The organism is Hymenobacter sp. BT491 (assembly GCF_014349165.1).
Lineage (GTDB): Bacteria > Bacteroidota > Bacteroidia > Cytophagales > Hymenobacteraceae > Hymenobacter > Hymenobacter jejuensis.
Genome location: NZ_JACSJJ010000001.1, coordinates 23,458 through 47,811, shown reverse-complemented (window position 1 = coordinate 47,811; position 24,354 = coordinate 23,458). Strand labels below are relative to the sequence as shown.

The following is a 24,354-nucleotide window of genomic DNA, read 5'->3' as shown; positions in this document are numbered from 1 at the left end:
TCTGAGGACAGGAAAGCGCAGACACGGGGGTCCGCGTTTAAGTGGATTTTGTTAGTAACGCTGTTCCTCGGTATCGTTGCCCTGCTTGCTGCCGTGGCATATGAAATGCAGGTTTCTAAGTGCCAGGCGCAGCAAATTTCGCGCTATGCGGCTATGCTGAGCTATAGCCTAAAGGCCGGCCCAAGCGATGCGGTCGTTTATCCGAGGGGCGGCCCCTTCGACAAACGCCTAGGCTACTCACAGCTGCCGCAGCTGCTGAACCGGCTCCGGGCACGCGGCATGAAGCTTGAATCCCAGACGCGCTTCTCCCCTTCCTTGGTTGAATACGCGTCCCGCGGCTTCTTTACGCCGTACCGCGAGAAGCTACAGGCCGGGCTGAAGATTGCCGACTGCCAGGGCGAATCTGTCTATCAGTTTCCCTATCCCAAACGCGTCTATGCCAGTTTTGACACGGTACCGCCCCTCATTGTTCAGTCCCTGCTGTTTGTAGAAAACCGGAAGTTGCTGGATCCGGCCAAGCCCTACATGAACCCGGCCGTCGATTGGGTGCGTTTTGCCCGGGCTGTCCTGCACGAGGCTGCTAAATCCGTTGGTCTGAGTTACCAGCGGATGGGTGGCAGCACTTTGGCCACCCAGATTGAGAAGTATCGTCATTCGCCACGGGGCTTTACCACTAACCGGGGCGAGAAGCTGCGGCAAATGGTTTCGGCCAGCGTGCGTGCCTATCAGGGTGGGCCGAAAACGCTCCCGGCACGGCGGCAACTGGTGCTTACGTACCTCAACTCCGTGCCCCTGGGTGCAGCCGCGGGGTACGGAGAAGTACATGGCATTGGCGACGGGTTGTGGGTTTGGTTTGGGGAGGATATTAACCATGTGAACCAACTGTTGCGCCTACCTAAAGCCAAGGGTGATACGCTATCGGCACAGGGCCTTGCGCTACGCCAAGTGGTATCCCTTATGATTGCCCAGCGCCGACCGTATTATTATCTCAGGCCTGAAGGGAGGGCCCAACTGAGTGCGCTGACGGGAAGCTACCTGCGCCTGATGGCGCAAAGCGGCTACATCAGTGCTGCGTTGCGCGATGCGAGCCTTTCCCGCGAGGTGACCTTCCGCGACTTCAGCAAGAACCCGCCCGTGATTCCAAAGGAGATAGATAAGGGCATTCTCATGGTCCGCACGCATCTTTCGGAGTTGCTGGATGTACCGTTGTACGACCTAGACCGGTTTGATCTTGCCGTTACCACTACCCTGCAAAAAGACCTGCAGAAGCAGGTTAGCGCTTATCTGGATCGGCTGAGCGATCCCGAATTCGCTGGCACCACCGGCCTCTTTGGGGAGCACCTGTTAACCCCCAATCATACCCGGCAGATGCGCTACAGTTTTATCCTGTACGAAAGCACACCGCAGGGGAATATGGTACGCGTTCAGGCGGACAACACGGATCAGCCTTTCGATATTAACGAAGGAAGCAAGCTGGAATTGGGTTCTACGGCCAAGCTGCGGGTGTTTGTCCAATATCTGGAAGTGATCGCTGAAATTCATAAACGCTACGTCAATCAGCCTCCAAGTGCTTTGCTCAAGGCCCTGAGCAAGCCGCAGGATAACCTGAGCCGCTGGGTGCTGGAGTACATGATCAGAGAGAAAGACACTAGTCTGCCGGCACTTCTGCAGGCAGCCACGGAGCGTCGTTACTCAGCCAGCCCGTGGGAGGTCTTCTTCACGGGCGGCGGTATGCACACTTTCCACAACTTCCAAAGCCAAGACAACCGCAGCAATCCTACGGTGCGTGAAGCTTTGCTCAGATCTATCAACCTGCCATTTATTCGTCTGATGCGGGATTTGGTACGCTACAGCACCTACCAGACGGCCGGCAGCACGGTGGAGCTCTTTGCAAACGACCGCGACCCGCGCCGTCGGGTATACCTGGCTCGGTTTGCTGACCGCGAAGGAAGAATGTACTTACGGCGCTTCTGGCACAAGTACGACCATAAGTCCCCGGATGAGCGCCTGAACATACTCCTCCGTGGCCTGCGGCAAAATCCGGTAAGGCTAGCGGCCGTGCACCGCTACCTGTACCCCGAAACGGATTCTGTCAGTTTCGCGAAGTTGCTGCATGAGCGCTTGCCCTATGCCCGACTCACGGACCACAGAATTATGGAACTGTACCATAGATATGGTCCCGAGGCCTATACCCTATCGGATCAGGGTTACATCGCCGGCGTCCATCCGCTCGAGCTATGGCTCTTAGACTATCTGCGGAAGCACCCTGAAGCGCGCTGGACCGAAGTGGTGGAAGCCAGCCAAAACCAACGCCAGCAAGTATATGCCTGGCTCTTGCGCACGCAGTATAAGCACGCCCGCGATTCCCGTATTCGAACCATGCTGGAGTTGGATGCTTTCGAAGACATCCAGCAAAGGTGGAAAAGGCTTGGCTATCCCTTCAATCACTTAGTGCCTTCTTATGCTACCGCTCTGGGCTCCTCCGGCGATCGCCCGGCGGCGCTGGCAGAACTGATGGGGATTATCATCAACAAAGGGGTGCGTCAGCAAAAGGTTCGTATCGAACAACTGCACTTCGCTGCCAATACTCCCTACGAAACCATCGTCAAGCTGTCGCCCGTGGCAGGACAGCAGGTGATGATTCCGGAAGTAGCTGCCGCCGTGCAGGAGGCGTTGTCAGGGGTAGTGGAAACCGGAACGGCGCGCCGCCTGAAGGGGAGCTTCAGCGACGTCAATGGTGATACGCTGCCAATGGGAGGCAAGACCGGTACCGGGGATAACCGCTTAGTTACGGTGAACGCCGGCGGGCAACGCTTAACCTCCCGCGCTGTCAACCGCACGGCCACCTTTGTGTTCTTCCTCGGCGAGAACCACTTCGGTACCCTGACTGCCTTTGTGCCTGGGCGCGATGCGGCCGACTACAGCTTCACCTCTGCTCTGCCCATCCAAGTGCTGCTGGGCATGGCCCCGATCCTGCAGCCATATTTGGTATCAGGCAGCGAGACCCTGGAGCATGATAAGGAAGTTGTTCGTTCGGTGCAGGCGGATGCAGAGCAACCGCAGTCTGCAGCTGTAGCACCACGATAAGCCCTGCCGACGCAATGCCGACGGAGCTTTATGGTTATTCAAATTTTTGCTTACTCAAAATCTGGCCGTTTTGTGCTTCTAATGTCGTTGATTCTGTTTTGCAGGCTGGAGTAATGATCTGTGCTTAGACTGCTACATGTGAGCTTGTTAGCGCTGCTGTGCTGATTAACATTTTGTGAACAAAGGACATAACCGTGAGTTGTCATTTCAGATACTATGCTACTCGTCGCGACGCTTAATGCAGCACGGCATCTGCCCTGTCTAATGTCTAATCAAGAAGCGTCCGCTTTAGCTGAAATTTTACACCTGCTCCCAAGGGAATAATTGGGGCGATGCTCAATCTCTTCGGAGCGCAGGTGCGTATAGCTATACCATTGATTATTTGTCACTTAAAGTCTATTGCGTATGCTCCACTTACTTACCTCCCGCCCAACAGGCTTGGCGGCCTTATCTCGTGTTGTTCGATTAGCTCCCTTGGCATTCGGGTTGCTGTTCTGGCTTTCCGGATGCTCCGAAGATGGTACCATACCCAACCCGTTTTCGCCCACCAAAATCACCGTTGCGCAGGCCGGCATATCGCCCGAAGGCGTGCAGTACGACGAGCTGAACCGCCAGTTTTTGGTAAGCTCTCGCACCAAAGGGCAAATCGGGGCCGTGGAAGACGACGGCACCTATACCCTATTTGCCGACGATTCGCGGCTGGTTTCGACGATTGGGCTGAACCTCGATGTTGCCCGGCACCGCCTGCTGGCGGCCGTGTCGGATATTGGCGTCAACCCCACGCGCACGAGCCCAGCCACCGTGCGTAAACTGGCCGCCGTCGCTATTTTCAACTCCGATAACGGCAACTTGGTCAACTACGTTGATCTTGGCGCTCTGCGGCCCAGCCTTGCTCACTTTGCCAACGATATTGCCGTGGATGCCGACGGCAATGCCTACATAACCGATAGCCTTTCCCCCATCATCTATAAAGTTGACAAACAGGGCAAAGCCTCTGTTTTCCTGGAAAATGCGCAACTGAGCGGTGGCGCAGGCTTTGGCCTGAACGGCATTGTGTACCACCCAGGGGGCTACCTGCTGACGGCCAAAAGCAGCGACGGCACGCTGTACAAAGTACCCCTTAACAATCCCGAAAGCTTCACGACCGTGGCTACCAGCCAAAGCTTAGTAGGTGCTGATGGCTTGCTGCTGCAAAACGCTCAAACACTGTTGGTTGTGTCTGGAAGCCAAAGCACGGTGTTTCGCCTCAACAGCAGCGATTCCTGGGCCTCTACTCAGGTCACGGGCACCTTCGCTACGGGCGCAACCAGCCCGACTACCATTACCCGGCGCCTCCTGACGGATGCGTATGTGCTCTATCCTTACCAGGCCACGGCCCCGCAGTTCGAAATCGCGAAGGTGCGTTTTTAAGACATTACTGGAAGTGCTAGGGCAATGAGGCACCTTTGTAGCCATTGTCCTAGCTGTTTCATAACACATTCATTATCAATACAATAGCCCCGGAAACCATGCTGTTACCGGGGCTATTGTATTGATAATCATTAGCTTAACTGAGGTTTCGAATTCAGAATAGAAGTCTATTAGGTCTTGCTTAGACGCAATTCCGACCTAGTTTCGCACTCTTGGCTAGATTTGCCGCATGTCCGCTTTCCAGACTTACCTCAAGCTCGGCTTCTTCCACATTTTCAACCTGCAGGCCTACGATCACCTCGTATTTCTACTGGCGTTGTGCGCGCCGTACGTGCTGGCCGATTGGCGGCGGGTAGTGGCGCTGGTGACCAGCTTCACCGTGGGCCATTCCATCACGCTGGCGCTGGCTACGCTGGGCTTTGTACAGTACAGCCCCAAGCTGATTGAAATTCTGATTCCGATTACCATTCTGCTGACTTGCTTGGTGAACTTGCTGCAAGCCGGGTCGGGGCAGGGCCGCAGTCAGATTCCCCGCCGCAAACCGCTTCCCCTCGTCCTGACGGTGCCCAACGTGCTGGCGGCCGTTTTCGGGTTGGTGCACGGGCTGGGCTTCTCGAGTTACCTGCGCGAATTGCTGGGCCGCAACAGCCGCCCGGTGACAGAGTTGCTGGCTTTTAACCTCGGAGTGGAACTTGGTCAGCTACTGATTGTTAGCCTGATTCTGGCGCTGGGCTTTGTGGTGCTGCGCGGATTTCGGACCAACCGCCGCGACTGGATCTTGGTTACGAGCGGAGCGGCTGCGGGCATTGCGACGGTGCTGCTGCTCCAAAACAGCAGCGGTTAAGCCCGACACTTGTCTTTTTGCCACGGGTTAGCGGCATACTTTGTTTAGATTTGCTTTATCTACTTCTGCTTCACGTTTCGCTGTTTTCATGCTAAAACACTACCTGCTGGCTGCCGGCTTTGCGCTGTCGGTCACTGCCCCAGGAGTCGCTCAGACGACCAATTCCGGCACCGACAAATTCAAGCAGCTCGAAACCGAGCTTCCCACTCCCAACACCTACCGGACGGCTTCCGGCGCACCGGGCCACGATTATTGGCAGCAGCGCGCCGACTACAACATCCGCGTCAAGCTCGACGACGACAAGCAAGCCATCACGGGTTCGGAGGACATTACCTATACCAACCTTTCGCCCGACGTGCTCACCTACTTGTGGGTGCAGCTCGACCAGAACATTCTGGACAAAAACTCCATCACGACCGCTACGCAAGTGGGCCAGGTGCAGGAAAAAATGACTTTTCCGGCGATGGAGTACCTGATGAACTCCGATTTTGACGGCGGCTTCAAGATTGAGTCGGTGAAGATGAAAGGCGGCAAAGACCTGCCCCACGTCATCAACCACACCATGATGCGCATCGACCTGCCGACGCCTCTGCGGCCCAAGCAGAACGTAACGTTCAGTATATCATGGCGTTACAACATCAACGATCAGCTCAAGATCAACGAGCGCTCGGGCTACGAATTTTTCCCGGAGGATAAGAACTACCTCTACGAAATCGCGCAGTTTTACCCGCGCATGGCCGTGTACAGCGATTTCCAGGGCTGGCAGCACAAGCAATTCCTGGGCAACGGTGAATTCGCGCTGCCTTTCGGCGATTACAAAGTCAGCATCACCGCCCCCGCCGACCACGTGGTAGGCGCTACCGGCACGCTGCAAAACCCCGATCAGGTGCTTTCGGCTGCTCAGCGCAAGCGTTTGGCCTCGGCCGAAAATGCTTCTAAACCTGTGCTCATCGTGACCCAGCAGGAAGCCGAGCGCGCCGAGCAAGGCAGCAAAGCCAAGAGCACCAAAACCTGGACGTTCGCCGCTAAAAACGTGCGCGACTTCGCGTGGTGCAGCTCGCGCAAATTCATCTGGGATGCCATGCAGATCAAGGAGCAGGGCAAGCCGGTGATGTGCATGTCGTACTACCCGAAAGAGGGCAACCCGCTGTGGGGCAAGTACTCGACGGAAGTAGTAGCGCACACCATCAAGACGTACTCGAAGTTCACCATCCCCTATCAATATCCCGTGGCCATTTCGGTGCACGGTCCGGTGGGCGGCATGGAGTACCCGATGATCTGCTTCAACGGCGGTCGTCCGGAGAAAGACGGCACCTACACAGCCGATCGCAAATACGGCATGATCTCGGTGATCATCCACGAAGTGGGCCACAACTTTTTCCCCATGATCGTGAACTCCGACGAGCGCCAGTGGACGTGGATGGACGAAGGCCTGAACACCTTTGTGCAGTACCTCACAGAGCAGGAGTGGGAGCGCGATTACCCCTCGCGTCGCGGTGAGCCCAAGAACATTGTAGACTACATGCGCACCGACAAGAGCCTGCAAACGCCGATCATGACCAACTCGGAGTCGGTGCTGCAATTCGGCAACAATGCGTACGCCAAGCCGGCTACAGCCCTCAACATTCTGCGCGAGACCGTAATGGGCCGTCAGCTGTTCGATTATTCATTCAAGGAATACGCTACGCGCTGGGCGTACAAGCACCCCACGCCAGCCGACTTTTTCCGCACGATGGAAGACGCTTCGGGCGTCGACCTCGACTGGTTCTGGCGCGGCTGGTTCTACACCACCGACCACACCGACCTGAGCATCGAAGGCGTAAAGTGGTACACCGTCGATTCGAAGAACCCCGAAGTGGAGAACGCCAAGAAGCGCGAGCTAATCAACGCCGCGCCGAAGACGATTTCGCAACAGCGTAACCTCCAAGACATTAAGAAAACGTTGGTGGATGTGAAGCCCGACCTCAAGGACTTCTACAACAACTACGACCCCACAGCTACCACCGACGCTGACCGGGCTCGTTACCAGAAATACTACAGCGGCCTCACGCCAGCGCAACAGCAGCGCCTGAACGCCGGCGTGCATTTCTACGAAGTAGAGTTGAAGAACAACGGCGGCCTCGTAATGCCCGTGATCGTGCAGATGACCTACGAAGACGGCAAGCAGGAAGTAGTGAACATTCCGGCCGAAATCTGGCGCAAAAACAACGAGCACGTAACCAAGGTGTTCGTGACCGAGAAGCCTGTTGTGGCCTTCTCTCTCGACCCGTACCTGCAAACTGCCGACACGGACCTCTCCAACAACAGCTATCCGCAGAAGGCGGCGCCGTCGCGCTTTGAGTTGTTTCAGCAACAGCAACAAGCTCCGCTCAACCCAATGCAGCAGCAAAGCGCCTTGCAGCAGAAAGAACAGAAGCCGCTTAATAATACAACGGGCGGCGGATCTAACTAGTTAACCATCAAACGCATACAAAAAAGCCAGACAAGTAGCGTTGCCTGGCTTTTTTGTTGAAAAACAATCTGGTATTCGGTCCTTCTAAGAGACTACCGGCAAAGCATCTAATCCTCTACCTGCGTGGCAAATCGTTCGATTTCTCTTTCTGCATCTGTAGGATGAAACTGGAGAATGTGCCGAATGGCGGCCCGTTTCCAGTCTTCCAACACGAGTGCATCGACGCGGCGCTCGGTTACGCGGTCGGGGTTGTCAGCCAGCCATTGTTCGACGAATGCCCGTAGCTTTTGTTCTTGGTGATCCATAGGTAAGGGTCAGGTAAGAGTGAGAAACGTCGGCACGTAGCGCCGTACCAATGCGCTGAATTTACGAGGATAGTCGATGCGCTGTTGCTCCTCCGTAGACGCCCAACCTCATTTTTGAGTAAGTTAAGGCCATCTTCCACCTGTTTGCTTTTGCTTGACACCCATGGGACTACTCGACGGCCTTCTCGGCAACGCTTCTGAAAGCGACGCCCAATCCATCCAACAGGAGCTGGCACAACTGCTCAGCTCCGGCGAACAGGTACAGAAAGCCTACGCCATCATCCGCGACCTGATTATTTTCACCAACAAGCGCCTGATTCTGGCTGATAAGCAAGGAGTTACGGGCAAGAAAGTCGAGTACCTTAGCGTGCCTTATCGCAGCATCGAACGCTTTTCGATGGAAACTACCGGGCATTTCGACATCGAATCGGAGCTTAAAATCTGGATTCGCGGACAAGCCGAACCACTCTCCAAAACCTTCCGCGACGACAAAAGCATCCACGACGTGTACCGTGCCTTGGGTGAGTACGCGCTGTAGAGCCTAATTGCCCCTTTACGCTAACTGCTTGTCATCCTGGGCTTTGTGAAGGATGACAAGCAGTTAGAGAAGAGCAGAAAAACAGACCCGGAAGATTCTGTACCGGACAGAATTATTGGCCATAGCTCACGCGCCGCACAATGCGCTGCTCGCCGTGCGTGATAGCAAGCAAATACAGACCGGGGCTTACGTTGCGGGCCACTGTTTGGGTAAAGACTTGTTTGCCAGCGGTTTGCCGCGTAGCAGGCAAAAGAGTAGCTACAAATTGCCCCGTAATGGTATACAGGGAAATCTCAACGGTTTCGGGCTTTTCGAGCTGATACTCAACGGATAATTGGTCGCGAACGGGGTTAGGAAACACGTTGGTAGTCGTACGGGCTTGGGCGCTCTTCGAGCCCGTGACGGTGGCTTGCAGGCCAAATTCGATGTCGTCGATGCTGCAATAGTTGCCGGCGTTGCCCTCCGACAGCAGTCCGATTTCGCATTGCCCGTTGGTTACCTGGATGCCCGTAATCTGAATTTGGGTCCAAGTGGCAGTGACGGGCAGGGCTACGGCTTTCTCGGCGCCGCCAAAGTCACTGGCGTAAAGCTGGCACGTCTTCTGGCCGCCCCCATTTTGCACCCAGGCTTTCAGGGTGTAAGTGCCGTTGGCAAGCCCAGTGCGTAACTGATAAGTACTTACCTGATAAGCAGTTGCCTTATAGTGTGTGAGGCGATAGGTACCGGTATGCCCGCCGCCTTCGGTTTTATCAGCATCCGAATCGGTAGTGGCACGCGTGGCCCAGCCGGTGGGCGTTTGCAAAGCAATGCCGTCGTATTCGAAGCCTGAATTAGTAGCCAAGTTGGGATCGGGCGTAGTACTCGGCGGGTTTTCCAGGAAAGCATCCAAGGCGATGGTAGGACGGCCATTGGTATTCCAAGCGCCCAGGCTGTAATTCTGCCAATTGTAAGCCTCTGGCTCCCAATAAAATACACCTAATCCCTTCGCATTCGAAACAGCCCGCGTCTTCTTGAGCAAGTCAGTCAGCATGTCCTGTGTAGCCTGCGGCGCGGAATATTGCATGCCCACTTCGCAGATCAGCACTTCCTTGCCGTAGCGCGTCACCATGTCGTTGAGGTTGGCCGCAATTTGGCTGTTGAGCGTGGGCCAGTTGGCCGCCGTGGGGTAGTGCGACATGCCGATCACGTCGTACTTGGCATTGTTATTCTTCAGACCATCGAACATATACCGAAACAGCCCGTTGTCGAACCCGTTGGAAACGTGCACGATAACTTTAGTTGTGCTGCTGACGGCCTTCACCGCATCGTAGCCGCTGCTCACCAGCGCCGCAAAATTGGCCATGTTGGTCGAAGCGCGGCCTTCGGGCCAGAGCATGCCGTCGTTGGTTTCGTTGCCGACCTGCACCCATTCCGGCGTGATGCCGTTGGTTTTCAGTGCTGTAAGCACATCCGCCGTGTGATCGTACACAGCGGTTTTCAACTGCGCAAAAGTGAAATTCTGCCAGGCGGCCGGTTTGGTCTGCTTGCCAGGATCGGCCCACGAATCGCTGTAATGAAAGTCGATCATGAGTCGGAAGCCAAGGTTTTTGGCCCGAATAGCTTTAGCCACCACATCGTTTTTGCCGCACCAGCCGTCGGCGGGATTTACCCACACCCGCAACCGTATCGCGTTGATGCCGTGGTCTTTCAGAATTTGAAAGCAATCCTGCTGCACGCCGTTGGCGTCGTAGAACTTGTAGCCGGCGGCTTCCATCTGCGTGATCCAGCTTACATCGGCGCCCTTGGCAAAGACGGGCACGACCTGAGCCGAAGCTGCGAACGCCCAGTTCAGCGACAGCATAAGCAGCATCAGCAAGCGGGGCAGGCATTTTACTGGCATTTTCATAGAAATGAAGCGGTAAACGGGCCACAAAGTTATTGGCTTTCCGGTGCTGTACGGGCTTATTTACACGGGCAAAACACATTTTGCTGACCTCAACTTGCCGCCCAAAGAAAGAGCCCGACGATCAGGTCGGGCTCTTTCTATTTGCTAGCAACGTGGGTTATTGCCCGCCGGCCGTAGCCGCACCTTTCGGCATCAGGTACTTGTTGTACCAAGCCAAATACCGTTGGTAGCGGTCTTTCACGTAGTTGGGCTTGCTGATGCCGTGAAACTGCCCCGGATAGATAATCAGCTCTGTATCAATATTTAAGCTTTTCAGCGCCTGATACATCTGCTCGGTGTTGAGCAGCGGCACGTTGAAATCCTTTTCACCACACAGAAACAGCGTGGGCGTGCTGATTTGGCCGGCGTGAAAGAACGGGTACGAAACGCGCATCCAGACGTCGGGCTTTTCCCAAGGGCGGCCCAGCTCGGTTTCGTAGTCGCGCACGTATTGGTCGGTGCCGTAGCCGGCGAACACGTTGCCAATGCCCGCACCGCTGCACGCCGCTTTGAAGCGCTTGTCGCGGGAGATAACCTGGTCCGTCATGATGCCGCCGTAGCTCCAACCGCCCACGCCCAGTTTGTCGGGGTCGGCAATGCCTTGCTGCACCGCGTAATCGACTACGGAGAGCACGTCTTCGGTGTCTTTGTTGCCCCAATCGGCGAAAATGGCTTTCGTGTAGTCGACGCCGCGGCCCGAACTGCCGCGCGGGTTCGACACAACTACCGCGTATCCATTGGCGGCAAAGTACTGCCACTCGTAAGCGAAGCCATACCCAAACTGCTCCACCGGCCCGCCGTGAATCCGCAGGATGGTCGGGTATGTTTTACCCTGCTGATAATTAACGGGTTTGATAATGAAGCCGCTGACCATCGTCCCATCCTTACTTTTGCCTTGAATGGGTTCTACCGCCCCGAATTTCACCTGCCCCAGCCAAGCATCATTCTGCTTCGACAGCGGTCGCAGTGTAGCTTTCTTTTCCAAGACAAATACTTCGTCGGGCTGTTGGGGCTCGCTGTTGACCACCACGATTTTGCCCTTAGGGCCCATTTCGTACTCTGAGATTTCGCGCGGACCGGCCACAACGCGCTCCACTTTGCCACCCGAGGCAGAAACCTTGGCCAGATGCTGGGCCCGGTCGTCTTCTAAGAGAAAGTAGAGGCTCTTGCCATCAGCCGACCACTGCGGATCGGAAGTGTTGCGGTCGAGGCTGGCTATCAGCTGCTTAGGCGCTCCGCCACTTACGGGCATCACCACCAGCTGGTGCACCGAATACCACATCAATTCTCTGGGTCCGCCCTGCTCGAAAGCAATGGACTTGCCGTCGGGGCTCCAGGCCGGGCGGCTGCGGTAGCTGGGGTCGCTGTCGGGCAACTCGCTGGTAGTAAGCTGACGGGCTTTGGCGCCGGACTGGGCGTCGATCAGGTAAAGATCGTAGTTGTAATGACGGTCGGGATCATCGCCACGCTTGCTGCTGAATACCAGCTGCTTGCTATCGGGCGACCACGAAGGCAGATGCTCGTCGTAGTTGCCGGGTGTGAGGTTGGTTAGCTTACGCGAAGCCACGTCGAACACGTACAGGTGCTGGCGTTGCTTGTTGAGGTAGCCATCGACATCCTGCTTGAACTGGAAGCGGTTGATGACGATGGGCGGCGCAGTTTTCTTCTTTGCTTTCTGGGCCTGTGTCAGCGAATCGGGGTCGGCATCGCGGATGATCATGGCGATGCGCTTGCCGTCGGGCGCCCACACGTAGTCCGAAATGCTGCCTTTAAGTTTGGTTACTTTTTCGGCTTCACCGCCGGCCCGGTTTAGGAACCAGAGTTGTGCCTGTCCATCTTCGGCGCTTTCGCCCCGGCTCGACACAAAGCTTAGGTACTTGCCATCGGGACTAAAGCGCGGTTTCGATTCGCTGTCTTTGCTGGTGGTAATGCGCAGGTTCTGAGAACCATCCCATTTTGCCATCCAGATGTCGGCGTTGCGCTTATCGGCCGCCGTATCGGCCATCGCGACGGTGTAGGCCACCCAATTGCCATCGGGCGAGATCTGAGCGTCGCTTACGTCGCGCATCTGCGCCAGATCGCTTAGCTGCAAGGGGCGCTTCGCCGGAGTTTGAGCCAGTGCGGCGGGCGCCAGCAATGCCAGCCCAGCCACCAGGGTAATGGTTTTTTTCATGAAATCACAATTGCAAGTCAATCAGCCTCTTACACAGCAGCTATACAGTAGCCGGGCCTCAAATTAGCGCCTTTTATACAAACAAGCCCCACAATATTTCTATTGTGGGGCTTGTTTGGCCTATCCTTTAGCAATCGACGCTGGGTGCCGAGGCTATAACTCAGTGCCCTACCGCAGCCTCCTGAATGGCCGGGGGCGTAGGAATATACTCGGCAGTCGCCGTTTTGTGTTCGGCGGCTTTTTTGCCCTTGTCGTCCTTCACATCCTTGCGGCTAAAGGGCCGGATAATCAGGCGCAAGGCTTGGTCGGAGCTGAAGTAGCTGAAGGCCCAATCGACGAAGGCTACCACTTTGTTGCGGAAGCCAACCAACGTCATCAAGTGCACAAATAGCCACGTAAACCAGCCGAAAATCCCGTTGAAATGCACGTCTTTGGGCAAATCCACCACGGCCTTATTACGGCTCACGATGGCCATTACGCCCTTGTTTTTGTATTTGAAGGGAACCGGCGCTTGACCTTGCAGAATGCGTTGCAGATTTTCGGCCAGCAAATCGGCTTGCTGCTGGGCCACAGGGGCCAGCATGGGCAGGCCTTTGGGCATGTCTTCGGTTACCATGTTGGCCACGTCGCCGATAGCAAAGACGTTGTCGAAACCTTGCACCTGGCTCCAGAGATTCACATTAATGCGCTTGTTGCGCGTCACGGTCTGCTCCGGCATGCCCTCAACGGCGGCCCCGTTTACACCCGCGGCCCACACCAAGTTTTCGGTCGGAATGTATTCTGTATCAGAGAAATAGGCCCGGCAGTCTTCAAACTTCTTGATGGAAGTATTCAGCCGTACCCGTACGCCCAGCTCGTCGAGGTAGCGCTTGGCATCGTCCTGCGATTTCTTCGACATGGGGCCCAGCAGCGCCGGACCGGCTTCTACCAAGAAGATCTGCATGTTCTGCATATCCAATTCCGGGTAGTCTTTGGGCAGTACGTGCTTGCGCATCTCGGCCAGCGAGCCGCTGATTTCCACGCCCGTAGGTCCGCCCCCAACTACTACGATGTTGAGCAGCGCCTGCCGCTCCTGCGGGTTTTCGGTGAGCAGCGCTTTTTCGAAATTCTGGAAGATGAAGCTCCTCAGGTTCAGGGCGTTCGGGATGCTCTTGATCTGCATGCCGTTCTTCTCGATGCTCTCAATACCGAAGAAATTGGTCAACGAGCCCGTAGCCAGCACCAGATAATCGTAGCGAATATCGCCCACACTGGTCACGACTGTATTACGCTGTGTATCAACGCGTTGCACATCGCCCATGCGGTAGAAGAAATTCTCCTGCCCCGCAAAGATTTTGCGAATGGGATAGGCGATGCTGTCGGCTTCCAGTGCGCCGGTAGCTACTTGATAGAGAAGGGGTTGAAAGTTATGATAGTTGTTGCGGTCGATGACCACCACTTGCACGGGCGCGTTGCGCAGCTCTTTGGCCAGGCGCAGTCCACCGAAGCCACACCCCACAATCACGACGCGCGGGTGCGCTGAAACCGGTAAGTTCGTATCCATAGAAAGTCAGAAACAGGTCGTTGTACCTGTGCCTTTACAGTAAAACCGGTTTCGCGGTTGTCTGTTCAGATGTCGGCTACCTTTTCCAAGGCCCTAGCGTTCAGGTCAGAAGCCGCACTTGCGGTAGCAGCCGCAAAGCCCAAAGCAACGCCAGCATCACGGAGCCCAAGATCATGATAAACAGCCCATGCCGACGGCTTTCGGGCGAATACTGCGGCACCCGCCGGCCGTCGGGCAAAAGCACGGTAGAGGCACGCAGCCCCCACCCGATCCCGATTCCGATAACCCCGCCCAACAACGCCAGCGCATACCCCAGCGCCAAGTGCTTCGACGACGCATCGTGCGGGCGGGCGAGCTGCTGGGTGCGGTGTGCGCGCATGATTTCGGTTTCGCGCGCCGGCACGCCGCGCCCCCGCGTGCGGAGCAGCCGTCGTGCCCACACGTAGTCGTTGGGGCTCCATTCGTCGGGCCGCGCCAAAATGTCGAGCAACTCCTGATCTGTGAAGGTGTAGAGGTAATAGTCGGCCGGTGGGTCGGCGAGCGTAGCCTCGGCGTGCTCTTCCAGCAAAGCCCGAACGTGTGCCAAATCGGCGCGCCGCACCTGCACGCGCACTTCTTCCACTATCTCGCGCTGCATCAGCACGTTAGCAGGTATTAAGCGCGTGTTGTCGAGATGAAAAGGAATTCCGTACTCGGTGAGCACGGTCGTGATGTCCGCCGTTTGCTCCAGAGTTGGGAACGACTGAATTGTTACTAATTCGTCCATAAGGCTGAAAAGCAACAATCGCCTGCCATCCTTTGCAAAGCACTGGACAACAGACGATTGTGGAGTTATATCAGAAAACAGCTTACTCGCCTTCCTTCTTTTTGAGGTCGCCGTTTTTGATCTGGTTGATCAGTTGCAGCCAGCTGAAGGGGTTCAGGAGCGGGTTGTTGGAGTATTGCGACGGACCGAGGCCCATGCGGCGGTTTTGCTCGTTTTGCTGGGTTTGCATGGTCTGGCGGTAATTGCCCATGCTCGTGACCGGCGTGTTGTTGAAGATGCGCCGCATGATCTGCTCGTTGAGGTTTTCGGCCGCCCGAGAGCCGCGCTCGGTAGGCAGGCGCAACGCCAGAAAGGCTTCTTTAAAGGCTTTTTCGGTAGCGTAAGGGAAAATGCGCACTTCGGGCAGCACCGTAGCATCTTCTTTGAGCTGCACAATTACGGAGTAGCTCTGGCGCGGGTAGTCGGGCGGGATTACCACCCACTGGTTGCGGTAGCCCAACGACCGAATCACGATGCTGTCGCCGGCCAGTACGGGCAAGGAAAAGTAGCCATAGGCGTTGGTGGCGGTACCGCGGCCCGCATTGGGTACAAACACGCCCGCACCGGGTACGCCCAGCAAGCTATCGCCAGTGGCTACGATGCCGGTAAACTGCACGACGCGCCGCTGGCCCTGTGCCCGCGCCGTGGTGGGGGCCAGCGTAAGCAGCGTCGTTACCGCAAAAAGCAGCGCCGCCAGAAAGAAACGAAATGGAACAATACCAGACATATAGGGCATTATAGACTACAAGTATACGGCGCTTTCGGAGGTCGCTGCCCGCTTTCAGCTAAATTTGTTCCGACCGTGGCCAGACTTCTTTTACCCTCATCAGACAAAAGATGCGCCTAAAACACTTCAACGTTGCATTCGGGACGCAACTCTTTAAGGCGCTCGGCGACGAAAGCCGCGTGCGCATCCTGCATTTGATCTGGCGCAACCAAGAAATGTGCATCTCCGACCTCGAGCAGGTGCTGGACTTCACCCAGACCAAAACATCGCGGCAATTATTGGTGCTGAAAAATGCGGGTTTGGTGAATTTCCGGCGTCTCGACAATTGGATGTTCTACTACCTAAAGGATGAAGTCTTGGACTTGGTTCAGCAACAGCTCGCCTTCCTGGAGCGCGACCCGCAGCTCCTGCACGATCAGGAGGTGTACCAAACGCTCTGGTCGAATCGCGAGTTGGCGGCGTATAAGCTCCAAACCCGCCGTTGGACGGGCGAACAGTGATTTCGCAATTATTTGATTATCAATGTTTTACAACCACCATATTTTTGTCTGCACCAATCAGAAAGACGAGATCGGAAAGGCCGTTGCCAAAGCCCTCAAAATCGAAGTCAAAAAGCACGGCCTCAAAAGCTTGCTGATCGGCGGGACGAAGCACAAAAACCGCGTGCAAACCTGCAACTGCCTCGACGCGTGTAAGCAGTGCAAAAAAGGACCCGGCGCGGCGGTGGTCATTTATCCCGAAGGCGTTTTTTACGGCAACGTCAGACCCAAAGACGCCGCCGACATTGTGCGCGAACACCTGGCCGCGGGCCGTGTTATTACCAGACTTCTGATTGATTAAGCTTTTTCCTGTGTCTATTTCTCGCCCTGCCAAGCTGTACCGCCACCTCTTTTTCGACCTCGACCACACGCTCTGGGATTTCGAGAAAAACGCCGATGAGACCCTGCGTACGCTGTTTGAGCACCACAATTTGGCCCGCTACGGCACCTTCACCGTCGATCAATTTATCGCGGTGTACAGCGACATAAACCACGCGCTGTGGCGGCTTTATCAAAACAATAAAATCACGCAGCAGCAGCTCCGTAGCACCCGCTTCCTCCGGACGCTCACCAAGTTGGGCTTGGCGGAAGCCGACGTGCCCGCCGATATTTCGGAGCAGTTCACCGACATTTTGCCGCAGAAATCGGCGGTGTTTCCGTTCACGTACGATGTGCTTGATTACCTGAAAGATAAGTACACGTTGCACCTGATCACGAACGGCTTCAGGGATGTGCAATCTATCAAACTGGCCTCGTCGCAGCTCACCGACTATTTTCAGGAAGTGGTCACATCGGAATGCAGTGGGTTTCTGAAACCCGATGCGCGCATGTTTCAGCACGCGCTGGAACGCACCGGCGCCACCGCTGCCGAGAGCCTGATGATCGGTGATAACTTAGAATGCGACGTGTTGGGCGCTTACAATGCCGGCATCGATCAGGTGTATTTCAACCCCGAAAAGCGCCGTCACTTTAACGAAGTAACCTACGAAATCAGCTGTTTGAGCGAGCTGAAGGAGATTTTGTAGGGCTAAAGGACGTGCGCCCTTACATTGCAAGGTAGCCTTACCTTTGCACGTCCCTCTCGTTTTCACCGAAATCCGACAATTAATCACCAATCCATGTCCAACGGCTTTTTCAACGTTCCCACCCCGATCAACGAGCCCGTTAAAAGTTACGCACCTGGCTCGAAAGAGCGCGACGAGTTGCAGCAGATGCTCAGAGAGCTAAAGCAGCAGCAAGTCGACGTGCCGATGTACATCGGCGGCCAGAAAGTGCGTACCGGCAACACCCAAACCATTTCGCCGCCCCACGACCACCAGTATGTGCTGGGCCATTTTCACGAAGGCGACGCTTCGCACGTTACGCAAGCCATTGAGGCGGCACTTGCCGCCCGCGAGCAGTGGGCTTCGTTGCCTTGGCAACAGCGCGCTTCCATTTTCCTGAAAGCCGCCGAGTTGCTGGCTGGCCCCTACCGCGCCCGTCTGAATGCGGCCACCATGCTGGGCCAGAGCAAAAACGCTTACCAAGCCGAAATCGACGCGGCGTGCGAGCTGATTGACTTCTTCCGCTTCAACGTGCACTACATGCAGGAGCTCTACAAGCAACAGCCGCAGTCGGCGCCCGGCATGTGGAACTACCTGGAGCACAGGCCCTTAGAAGGGTTCGTATTTGCACTTACACCCTTCAACTTCACGTCCATCGCCGGCAACCTGCCCACATCGGTAGCCATGATGGGCAATGTGGTGGTGTGGAAACCAGCCTATGCCCAGATCTACTCGGCTCATGTACTGATGGAGCTGTTTCAGGAAGCCGGCGTACCAGATGGCGTTATTAACCTTGTGTATGCCGATGGCCCCGTGGCGGGCGAGGTGATTTTCAATCACCGCGACTTTGCCGGCATTCATTTCACGGGCTCTACGGGCGTGTTCCAGAACATCTGGAAAACCATTGGCCAGAACATCCACAAGTACAAGTCGTACCCGCGCATCGTAGGCGAAACGGGCGGCAAAGACTTCATCATCGCCCACTCTTCAGCCAACGCCAAGCAAGTAGCCACGGCCATCACGCGCGGCGCTTTCGAATACCAAGGCCAGAAATGCTCGGCGGCTTCGCGCGTGTACATTCCTTCTAACCTATATGAAGAAGTAAAAGGCTACGTGCAGGAGGATTTGAAGTCCTTTAAAATGGGCGACGTGGAAGATTTTAGCAACTTCATCAACGCTGTCATCACGGAAACGTCCTTCGATAAGCTGGCCAAATACATTGATGGCGCAAAGGCTGATCCGGACGCAGAAATCATTGCGGGCGGCAACTACGACAAGTCAAAAGGCTATTTCATCGAGCCGACCGTTATCGTTGCGAAAGACCCGAAATACGTGACCATGTGCGAGGAACTGTTTGGCCCCGTCCTGACCATGCACGTGTACGAAGCCGACCAGTTTGAAGAAACGCTGGCGCTGGTCGATTCGACTTCGCCTTATGCCCTCACCGGCGCTGTATTCTCCCGCGATCGTTATGCCATTGATTTGGCTGCCAAGCGCTTAACGAATGCCGCTGGCAACTTCTACATCAACGACAAGCCAACCGGTGCCGTCGTTGGCCAGCAGCCATTCGGCGGTGCCCGCGCCAGCGGCACCAACGACAAAGCCGGCTCGTTGCTAAACCTACTCCGCTGGGTGTCGCCGCGCGCTATCAAGGAAACCTTCGTGCCGCCCGTTGACTACCGCTATCCTTTCATGGGCGTAGAAACCGGCGAAGACCTCAACGCTACTGGCCAAGGCGGGTTTTAAGCCCTAACTAGCCCAGCAACAAAAAGCCGCTTCAGACTTCTGAAGCGGCTTTTTGTTGCTATCTCGAATAGATAGGCCCAAGAAGAATACTGCTCCTCAAATACTAAAAAGTCGTGAAGCTTACCGACGAAATAGCCACGAATTCAGTTATTGGATCAGGTTAGTCTGACCTTTGTTCCCAACTCCCTAGGCCCTACCTTTGCCCTCTGTGTCATTTTCTGTCGACATCTAACCGCTGAAAATCATGTTCCTTGCTGTAACGACCAATTACCAGCCGGTTGATTATCTGCCCATTCTGGTGCAATTCGGCCTGGCCATAGCTTTTGTGGCGTTTTCCATGATTACTTCTCACCTCATCGGGCCGAAGCGCTCGAGCAAGGTGAAAGACGAATCCTTTGAGTGCGGCATCGAGTCGGTGGGCAACGCCCGGACGCCGATTTCGGTGAAATACTTCCTCACCGCCATCCTGTTTGTGCTCTTCGACGTGGAGGTAATCTTTATGTATCCGTGGGCCGTCAATTTCCGCCAGCTGGGCACCGAAGGCTTCATCCAGATGATCATCTTCATGGCTTTGCTGATGGCAGGCTTTTTCTACGTCATCAAAAAGGGCATTTTGAAGTGGACTGGCACGCACGCCTAACCCAATTAGCGGCAAACTTTTAAGTCCAAGCTGGTGTTCGATTGAAGAGGTTTCCCCGCTTCAAACAGACTTTTCTCATGAGCGATATTCGTGTTCCTGAAATAAAAATGGTGGAGGCGCCGGAAGGCGTTGAAGGCGCTGGCTTCTTCGCCACTTCCATGGAGAAAGTGGTGGGCATGGCCCGCGCTAACTCACTGTGGCCCTTGCCTTTCGCTACTTCGTGCTGTGGTATTGAATTTATGGCGACTATGGGCTCGCACTACGACATTTCGCGCTTCGGCTCGGAGCGCCCGTCGTTTTCGCCCCGCCAAGCCGACTTGCTGATGGTGATGGGCACCATTGCCAAGAAAATGGCCCCCATCGTGAAGCAAGTATATGAGCAAATGGCAGAGCCCCGCTGGGTATTGGCTATGGGCGCTTGCGCTTGTTCGGGTGGCATTTTCGACTCGTATTCGGTGTTGCAAGGCATCGACCGCATCATTCCGGTTGATGTGTACGTGCCCGGCTGCCCGCCCCGCCCCGAGCAGGTGCTCGATGGCCTGATGCGTGTGCAGGACCTGGCCCGCAACGAGTCTATTCGCCGGCGCAACCAACCTGAGTATCAGGCGTTGCTGGCTTCTTATAATATCAAATAACGGCTAACTCATAAGCATTTAATAATCAGGCGCTTATGAGTTTTCATTTTGCTAACAGCTTATCCAATGGCTGAAAACACCGAAGAATCTGCTGCGCAACAAGCCGCTTTGCCCGTCGAAGACCCGAATAAGTTGACCAACGCCCGGGTGCTGGCCAACTTGCGTCGCATGTTTGGCGAGGACGCGTTCACTGATGTGGACGAGCCCTACGGCTTGCTAACGATTACTACGACGCGCGAACGGATTCACGAGATCATTCAGAAGCTGCACCAAGACGAGGAAATGCTGTTTCAGTTCCTGACTACGATGTGCGGAATTCACTATCCCGACCACGAAGGCAAGGAACTGGGCATGGTTTACCAATTGCACAGCTTGGTGCACAACGTACGGTTGCGGTTGAAGATTTTCTTTCCGATTGCCGACCCGGTAGTGCCTACGCTCACGGATGTGTATGCCACCGCGAACTGGATGGAGCGCGAAGCCTATGATTTCTATGGTGTTATCTTCCAAGGCCATCCTAACCTCATCCGCATCCTGAATGTTGAGGATATGGACTACCACCCCATGCGCAAAGAATACGCGCTGGAGGACGGCACCCGCGAAGACAAAACGGATTTGTTCTTCGGACGCTAATTCTTACTAGTCGGCGCGCTTATTCATAACGCGCACATTGACAAGCACTTATGCCTGACGCTCTAGAAGGAACGCATAAAATCATAAAAGAAGCGCGTGAGCAGCAGCACAACCAGCTGGTGCCCACCGTCAACGACTTTAATCAGGAGTTGACCACGCTGAACCTGGGTCCGACTCACCCTGCTACGCACGGCATTTTCCAGAACATCTTGCAGATGGATGGGGAACGCATTGTGTCGGGTGTGCCGACCATTGGCTATATCCACCGGGCTTTTGAGAAGATCGCCGAACGCCGGCCGTTCTATCAGATTACGCCCCTCACCGACCGCATGAACTACTGTTCGTCGCCCATCAACAACATGGGCTGGCACATGACGGTAGAAAAGCTGCTCGGCATCACGGTTCCGAAGCGCGCGCAGTACATGCGCGTGATCATGATGGAGCTGGCCCGCATCACCGACCACCTGATCTGTAACTCGATTTTGGGCGTAGATACGGGTGCCTTCACCGGCTTCCTGTACGTGTTTCAGGAGCGCGAAAAGGTCTACGAGATTTACGAAGAGGTTTGCGGTGCTCGCCTCACCACCAATATGGGCCGTGTGGGTGGCATGGAGCGTGATTTCACGCCCGTAGCCCTAGAAAAACTGCGCAAATGGCTGAAGGAGTTTCCGGCCGTGATGCGCGAGTTTGAATCGATGTTCACGCGCAACCGCATTTTCATGGACCGCACGGTTAACGTGGGTCCGATTACGGCGGAGAAAGCCTTAAACTACGGCTTCACTGGCCCGAACCTGCGCGCTGCCGGCGTCGATTACGACGTGCGGGTCATGAACCCTTATTCGTCTTACGAAGACTTTGACTTCGAAATTCCGGTAGGCACCAACGGCGACACCTACGATCGCTTCCTGGTGCGCAACGAGGAGATCTGGCAGAGCTTGCGCATTATCCATCAAGCACTTGATAACCTGCCCGAAGGCCCGTTCCATGCCGATGCTCCGCACTACTACCTGCCACCCAAGCAGGCCGTGTACAAAAACATGGAGGCCCTGATCTATCACTTCAAGATCATCATGGGCGAGATTGAAGCCCCTGTTGGTGAAGTATATCACTCCGTGGAAGGAGGCAACGGGGAGTTGGGTTTCTACCTGGTTTCGGATGGCGGCCGCACGCCGTATCGCCTGCACTTCCGCCGGCCTTGCTTCATTTACTACCAGGCTTACCCCGAAATGGTCGTTGGTTCGTCGCTTTCCGACGCCATCGTGACGCTCAGCTCGATGAACGTCATTGCGGGCGAGCTCGACGCGTAGTTTTTTGCTGAATTTGATTGATATGGAATCTACGACTGCGCCCACAAAGCTTGCCTTCTCTGCTGCTGCTCAGGCCGAAATTGCGCGTTTGCTCACGCACTATCCCGAAGACCGCAAAAAGTCGGCTTTGTTGCCGATTCTACACATCGCGCAAGCGGAGTTTGGCGGTTGGGTAAGCCCTGAAGTACAGGACTTAGTGGCTGAAGTACTTGACATTAAGCCGATTGAGGTATACGAGGTGTCGACGTTCTACACCATGTTCAATCTCAAGCCGGTAGGCAAGCACGTGCTGGAAATCTGCCGTACGGGTCCTTGCATGCTGCGCGGCTCCGATGAGCTGACCCAGCACTTGGAGCGTATTACGGGAGCGAAAGTGGGTGGCGGACCTTCCGAAGATGGAATGTTTACCTTGAAAGAAGTAGAATGCCTCGCGGCCTGCGGCTTTGCCCCAATCGTGCAGGTACGCGAGAAATATTACGAGCAGCTAGACACGCCTGAAAACGTGGAAGCGATGCTCAACGAGCTGCGCAACATGATTCACCGTCCGCTGTTGCCTTGGGAGCAAACGGGCCTGAAGCACAGCCAGCAATAATCTGAAGCCAATACTGTCATGGGCCGCAAACTACTGACCGAACATATTAACGTTGAAGGCATTGACACCTTTGAGGTATACCGCAAACACGGCGGGTACCGCTCGGTGGAGAAAGCCCTGAAGACGATGACGCCCGACGAGGTGGTGGAAGAAGTGAAAAAGTCGGGCCTCCGTGGCCGCGGCGGCGCTGGTTTCCCCACGGGCATGAAATGGAGCTTTCTGGCTAAGCCCGAAGGGGTACCGCGCTACCTAGTGTGCAATGCCGACGAATCGGAGCCCGGTACCTTCAAGGACCGGCAGCTTATGTCGAAGCTGCCGCACCTGCTCATCGAGGGCATGATTACGAGCTCGTATGCGCTGGGCGCCAAGACCTCGTATATCTACATTCGCGGCGAGTTGTTGTACGTACTGCGGATTCTGGAAAAGGCTATTGCTGAGGCATATGCAGCCGGCTTTCTGGGCAAAAATATCCTCGGCTCGGGCTACGACCTGGATCTGCACGTGCACCCTGGTGGTGGTGCTTATATCTGCGGTGAAGAAACTGCGCTTTTGGAATCGCTGGAAGGCAAGCGCGGTAACCCACGTAACAAGCCGCCATTTCCGGCTGTGCAAGGCCTCTACGCCCGTCCTACGGTGGTCAATAACGTGGAATCTATTGCTGCTGTGCCGGTTATTGTTAATGAAGGGGGCGACGAGTACGCGAAGATTGGCGTGGGCCGCAGCACCGGCACCAAGCTGATTTCGGCCTGTGGTCACCTGAACAAGCCGGGTATCTACGAAATCGAGTTGGGTGTGCCCGTTGAGGAATTCATCTACTCCGATGAGTACTGCGGTGGCATCTGGAAAGGCCGCGACCTGAAGGCAGTTGTAGCCGGTGGTTCTTCCGTACCGATTCTGCCCAAAGAGCTGATTTTAAAAACGGCGGCTGGCGAGCCGCGCCTGATGACATACGAGTCGTTATCGGATGGCGGATTCGTAACGGGTACGATGCTGGGTTCGGGTGGCTTTATCGCCATGGATGAAACTACCTGCATCGTGCGCAACACCTGGAATTTCAGCCGCTTCTACCACCACGAGTCGTGCGGGCAGTGCTCGCCGTGCCGTGAGGGAACGGGCTGGCTGGAAAAGGTCTTGCACCGCTTAGAATTTGGTCACGGCCACATGCAGGACATCGATCTGCTGGTAAGCGTAGCCAAGCAAATCGAAGGCAATACCATCTGCCCACTTGGTGAGGCGGCCGCGTGGCCGGTAGCCGCCGCGGTTCGTCACTTCCGTGATGAGTTTGAGTGGCACGTGACCAATCCGCAGGAAGCTACGCGCCCCGGTGCCGTATTTCCCGGCAAAGCGGTGTTAGCATAATTAATTGATTAACAGACACTTATCTTTCTTTCCATAGAGAAAGGCTCTGATA

At 55.5% G+C, this 24,354-nt stretch carries 21 protein-coding genes; 15 read left to right on the top strand and 6 right to left on the bottom strand.

Annotation, left to right across the window (positions count from 1 at the left end):
* The first annotated feature begins 105 nt into the window (after positions 1 to 105).
* The 4 genes from H9I52_RS00215 to H9I52_RS00200 all read left to right on the top strand — a co-directional run bounded on the left by H9I52_RS00215 (position 106) and on the right by H9I52_RS00200 (position 7,793).
* A complete protein-coding gene (locus tag H9I52_RS00215) occupies positions 106 to 3,087 on the top strand; it encodes a biosynthetic peptidoglycan transglycosylase (RefSeq protein WP_222940381.1) in 2,982 nt (993 codons plus the stop codon).
* 405 nt (positions 3,088 to 3,492) lie between these two features.
* On the top strand, positions 3,493 to 4,497 hold the full coding sequence (locus tag H9I52_RS00210; RefSeq protein WP_187452169.1) for a hypothetical protein: 1,005 nt from the start codon (positions 3,493 to 3,495) through the stop codon (positions 4,495 to 4,497).
* A 229-nt stretch (positions 4,498 to 4,726) separates the two neighbouring features.
* Entirely contained in the window at positions 4,727 to 5,341 is a 615-nt protein-coding gene (locus H9I52_RS00205) for a HupE/UreJ family protein (protein ID WP_187452168.1), read from the top strand.
* A gap of 88 nt (positions 5,342 to 5,429) precedes the next feature.
* The gene (locus H9I52_RS00200; RefSeq protein ID WP_187452167.1) at positions 5,430 to 7,793 is read left to right on the top strand and encodes a M1 family metallopeptidase; all 2,364 of its coding nucleotides are present in this window, start codon (positions 5,430 to 5,432) and stop codon (positions 7,791 to 7,793) included.
* Positions 7,794 to 7,900: 107 nt separating this feature from the next.
* On the opposite strand, the gene H9I52_RS00195 is transcribed toward H9I52_RS00200, so the two are convergent.
* Entirely contained in the window at positions 7,901 to 8,098 is a 198-nt protein-coding gene (locus H9I52_RS00195) for a hypothetical protein (RefSeq protein ID WP_139514729.1), read from the bottom strand.
* A gap of 163 nt (positions 8,099 to 8,261) precedes the next feature.
* Here H9I52_RS00195 and H9I52_RS00190 point away from each other — a divergent pair, with 163 nt between their 5' ends.
* Positions 8,262 to 8,636 (top strand): PH domain-containing protein, encoded by a 375-nt coding sequence (locus H9I52_RS00190; protein WP_139514730.1) that lies wholly within the window; start codon positions 8,262 to 8,264, stop codon positions 8,634 to 8,636.
* Positions 8,637 to 8,748: 112 nt separating this feature from the next.
* Here H9I52_RS00190 and H9I52_RS00185 read toward each other — a convergent pair whose 3' ends face one another.
* From H9I52_RS00185 to H9I52_RS00165, 5 genes are all read right to left on the bottom strand, one after another.
* A complete protein-coding gene (locus tag H9I52_RS00185; RefSeq protein ID WP_187452166.1) occupies positions 8,749 to 10,521 on the bottom strand; it encodes a glycosyl hydrolase 53 family protein in 1,773 nt (590 codons plus the stop codon).
* A 157-nt stretch (positions 10,522 to 10,678) separates the two neighbouring features.
* Entirely contained in the window at positions 10,679 to 12,733 is a 2,055-nt protein-coding gene (locus tag H9I52_RS00180) for a S9 family peptidase (protein ID WP_187452165.1), read from the bottom strand.
* A gap of 160 nt (positions 12,734 to 12,893) precedes the next feature.
* Positions 12,894 to 14,276: an NAD(P)/FAD-dependent oxidoreductase gene (locus tag H9I52_RS00175; protein ID WP_187452164.1), complete on the bottom strand. Its 1,383-nt coding sequence runs from the start codon at positions 14,274 to 14,276 to the stop codon at positions 12,894 to 12,896.
* Positions 14,277 to 14,376: 100 nt separating this feature from the next.
* Positions 14,377 to 15,042 carry a hypothetical protein gene (locus H9I52_RS00170; protein ID WP_187452163.1) on the bottom strand — a complete coding sequence of 222 codons (666 nt, stop codon included), beginning with the start codon at positions 15,040 to 15,042 and terminating at the stop codon, positions 14,377 to 14,379.
* Between the two features lie 82 nt (positions 15,043 to 15,124).
* Positions 15,125 to 15,808, bottom strand: a complete 684-nt coding sequence (locus H9I52_RS00165; protein WP_165699311.1) for a carboxypeptidase-like regulatory domain-containing protein — start codon at positions 15,806 to 15,808, stop codon at positions 15,125 to 15,127.
* 110 nt (positions 15,809 to 15,918) lie between these two features.
* Here H9I52_RS00165 and H9I52_RS00160 point away from each other — a divergent pair, with 110 nt between their 5' ends.
* The 10 genes from H9I52_RS00160 (at position 15,919) to nuoF (ending at position 24,302) form a co-directional block, all read left to right on the top strand.
* Positions 15,919 to 16,308: an ArsR/SmtB family transcription factor gene (locus tag H9I52_RS00160; protein WP_187452162.1), complete on the top strand. Its 390-nt coding sequence runs from the start codon at positions 15,919 to 15,921 to the stop codon at positions 16,306 to 16,308.
* Between the two features lie 22 nt (positions 16,309 to 16,330).
* The gene (locus H9I52_RS00155; protein WP_187452161.1) at positions 16,331 to 16,648 is read left to right on the top strand and encodes a (2Fe-2S) ferredoxin domain-containing protein; all 318 of its coding nucleotides are present in this window, start codon (positions 16,331 to 16,333) and stop codon (positions 16,646 to 16,648) included.
* A gap of 10 nt (positions 16,649 to 16,658) precedes the next feature.
* On the top strand, positions 16,659 to 17,372 hold the full coding sequence (locus H9I52_RS00150; protein ID WP_316247984.1) for a YjjG family noncanonical pyrimidine nucleotidase: 714 nt from the start codon (positions 16,659 to 16,661) through the stop codon (positions 17,370 to 17,372).
* 93 nt (positions 17,373 to 17,465) lie between these two features.
* Positions 17,466 to 19,136 (top strand): L-glutamate gamma-semialdehyde dehydrogenase, encoded by a 1,671-nt coding sequence (gene pruA, locus H9I52_RS00145; protein WP_187452160.1) that lies wholly within the window; start codon positions 17,466 to 17,468, stop codon positions 19,134 to 19,136.
* A 244-nt stretch (positions 19,137 to 19,380) separates the two neighbouring features.
* Positions 19,381 to 19,776, top strand: a complete 396-nt coding sequence (locus H9I52_RS00140; protein ID WP_139514739.1) for an NADH-quinone oxidoreductase subunit A — start codon at positions 19,381 to 19,383, stop codon at positions 19,774 to 19,776.
* Between the two features lie 77 nt (positions 19,777 to 19,853).
* Positions 19,854 to 20,411: an NADH-quinone oxidoreductase subunit B gene (locus tag H9I52_RS00135; protein ID WP_316247983.1), complete on the top strand. Its 558-nt coding sequence runs from the start codon at positions 19,854 to 19,856 to the stop codon at positions 20,409 to 20,411.
* 66 nt (positions 20,412 to 20,477) lie between these two features.
* Positions 20,478 to 21,044, top strand: coding sequence for an NADH-quinone oxidoreductase subunit C (locus tag H9I52_RS00130; protein ID WP_187452159.1), 567 nt, complete (start codon positions 20,478 to 20,480; stop codon positions 21,042 to 21,044).
* A gap of 50 nt (positions 21,045 to 21,094) precedes the next feature.
* Positions 21,095 to 22,351, top strand: a complete 1,257-nt coding sequence (gene nuoD, locus H9I52_RS00125; RefSeq protein WP_139514741.1) for an NADH dehydrogenase (quinone) subunit D — start codon at positions 21,095 to 21,097, stop codon at positions 22,349 to 22,351.
* A 22-nt stretch (positions 22,352 to 22,373) separates the two neighbouring features.
* Entirely contained in the window at positions 22,374 to 22,943 is a 570-nt protein-coding gene (gene nuoE / locus H9I52_RS00120) for a complex I 24 kDa subunit family protein (protein WP_187452158.1), read from the top strand.
* Positions 22,944 to 22,961: 18 nt separating this feature from the next.
* Complete coding sequence (gene nuoF, locus H9I52_RS00115) at positions 22,962 to 24,302, top strand: NADH-quinone oxidoreductase subunit NuoF (RefSeq protein ID WP_187452157.1); 1,341 nt, start codon at positions 22,962 to 22,964, stop codon at positions 24,300 to 24,302.
* The last annotated feature ends 52 nt before the right edge of the window (positions 24,303 to 24,354 follow it).

Bases quoted from the DNA above. Each gene is read 5' to 3' on its own strand.
- H9I52_RS00215 (WP_222940381.1), top strand. From the start codon at position 106: ATGCAGGTTTCTAAGTGCCAGGCGCAGCAAATTTCGCGCTATGCGGCT.
- H9I52_RS00210 (WP_187452169.1), top strand. From the start codon at position 3,493: ATGCTCCACTTACTTACCTCCCGCCCAACAGGCTTGGCGGCCTTATCT.
- H9I52_RS00205 (WP_187452168.1), top strand. From the start codon at position 4,727: ATGTCCGCTTTCCAGACTTACCTCAAGCTCGGCTTCTTCCACATTTTC.
- H9I52_RS00200 (WP_187452167.1), top strand. From the start codon at position 5,430: ATGCTAAAACACTACCTGCTGGCTGCCGGCTTTGCGCTGTCGGTCACT.
- H9I52_RS00195 (WP_139514729.1), bottom strand. From the start codon at position 8,098: ATGGATCACCAAGAACAAAAGCTACGGGCATTCGTCGAACAATGGCTG.
- H9I52_RS00190 (WP_139514730.1), top strand. From the start codon at position 8,262: ATGGGACTACTCGACGGCCTTCTCGGCAACGCTTCTGAAAGCGACGCC.
- H9I52_RS00185 (WP_187452166.1), bottom strand. From the start codon at position 10,521: ATGAAAATGCCAGTAAAATGCCTGCCCCGCTTGCTGATGCTGCTTATG.
- H9I52_RS00180 (WP_187452165.1), bottom strand. From the start codon at position 12,733: ATGAAAAAAACCATTACCCTGGTGGCTGGGCTGGCATTGCTGGCGCCC.
- H9I52_RS00175 (WP_187452164.1), bottom strand. From the start codon at position 14,276: ATGGATACGAACTTACCGGTTTCAGCGCACCCGCGCGTCGTGATTGTG.
- H9I52_RS00170 (WP_187452163.1), bottom strand. From the start codon at position 15,042: ATGGACGAATTAGTAACAATTCAGTCGTTCCCAACTCTGGAGCAAACG.
- H9I52_RS00165 (WP_165699311.1), bottom strand. From the start codon at position 15,808: ATGTCTGGTATTGTTCCATTTCGTTTCTTTCTGGCGGCGCTGCTTTTT.
- H9I52_RS00160 (WP_187452162.1), top strand. From the start codon at position 15,919: ATGCGCCTAAAACACTTCAACGTTGCATTCGGGACGCAACTCTTTAAG.
- H9I52_RS00155 (WP_187452161.1), top strand. From the start codon at position 16,331: ATGTTTTACAACCACCATATTTTTGTCTGCACCAATCAGAAAGACGAG.
- pruA (WP_187452160.1), top strand. From the start codon at position 17,466: ATGTCCAACGGCTTTTTCAACGTTCCCACCCCGATCAACGAGCCCGTT.
- H9I52_RS00140 (WP_139514739.1), top strand. From the start codon at position 19,381: ATGTTCCTTGCTGTAACGACCAATTACCAGCCGGTTGATTATCTGCCC.
- H9I52_RS00135 (WP_316247983.1), top strand. From the start codon at position 19,854: ATGAGCGATATTCGTGTTCCTGAAATAAAAATGGTGGAGGCGCCGGAA.
- H9I52_RS00130 (WP_187452159.1), top strand. From the start codon at position 20,478: ATGGCTGAAAACACCGAAGAATCTGCTGCGCAACAAGCCGCTTTGCCC.
- nuoD (WP_139514741.1), top strand. From the start codon at position 21,095: ATGCCTGACGCTCTAGAAGGAACGCATAAAATCATAAAAGAAGCGCGT.
- nuoE (WP_187452158.1), top strand. From the start codon at position 22,374: ATGGAATCTACGACTGCGCCCACAAAGCTTGCCTTCTCTGCTGCTGCT.
- nuoF (WP_187452157.1), top strand. From the start codon at position 22,962: ATGGGCCGCAAACTACTGACCGAACATATTAACGTTGAAGGCATTGAC.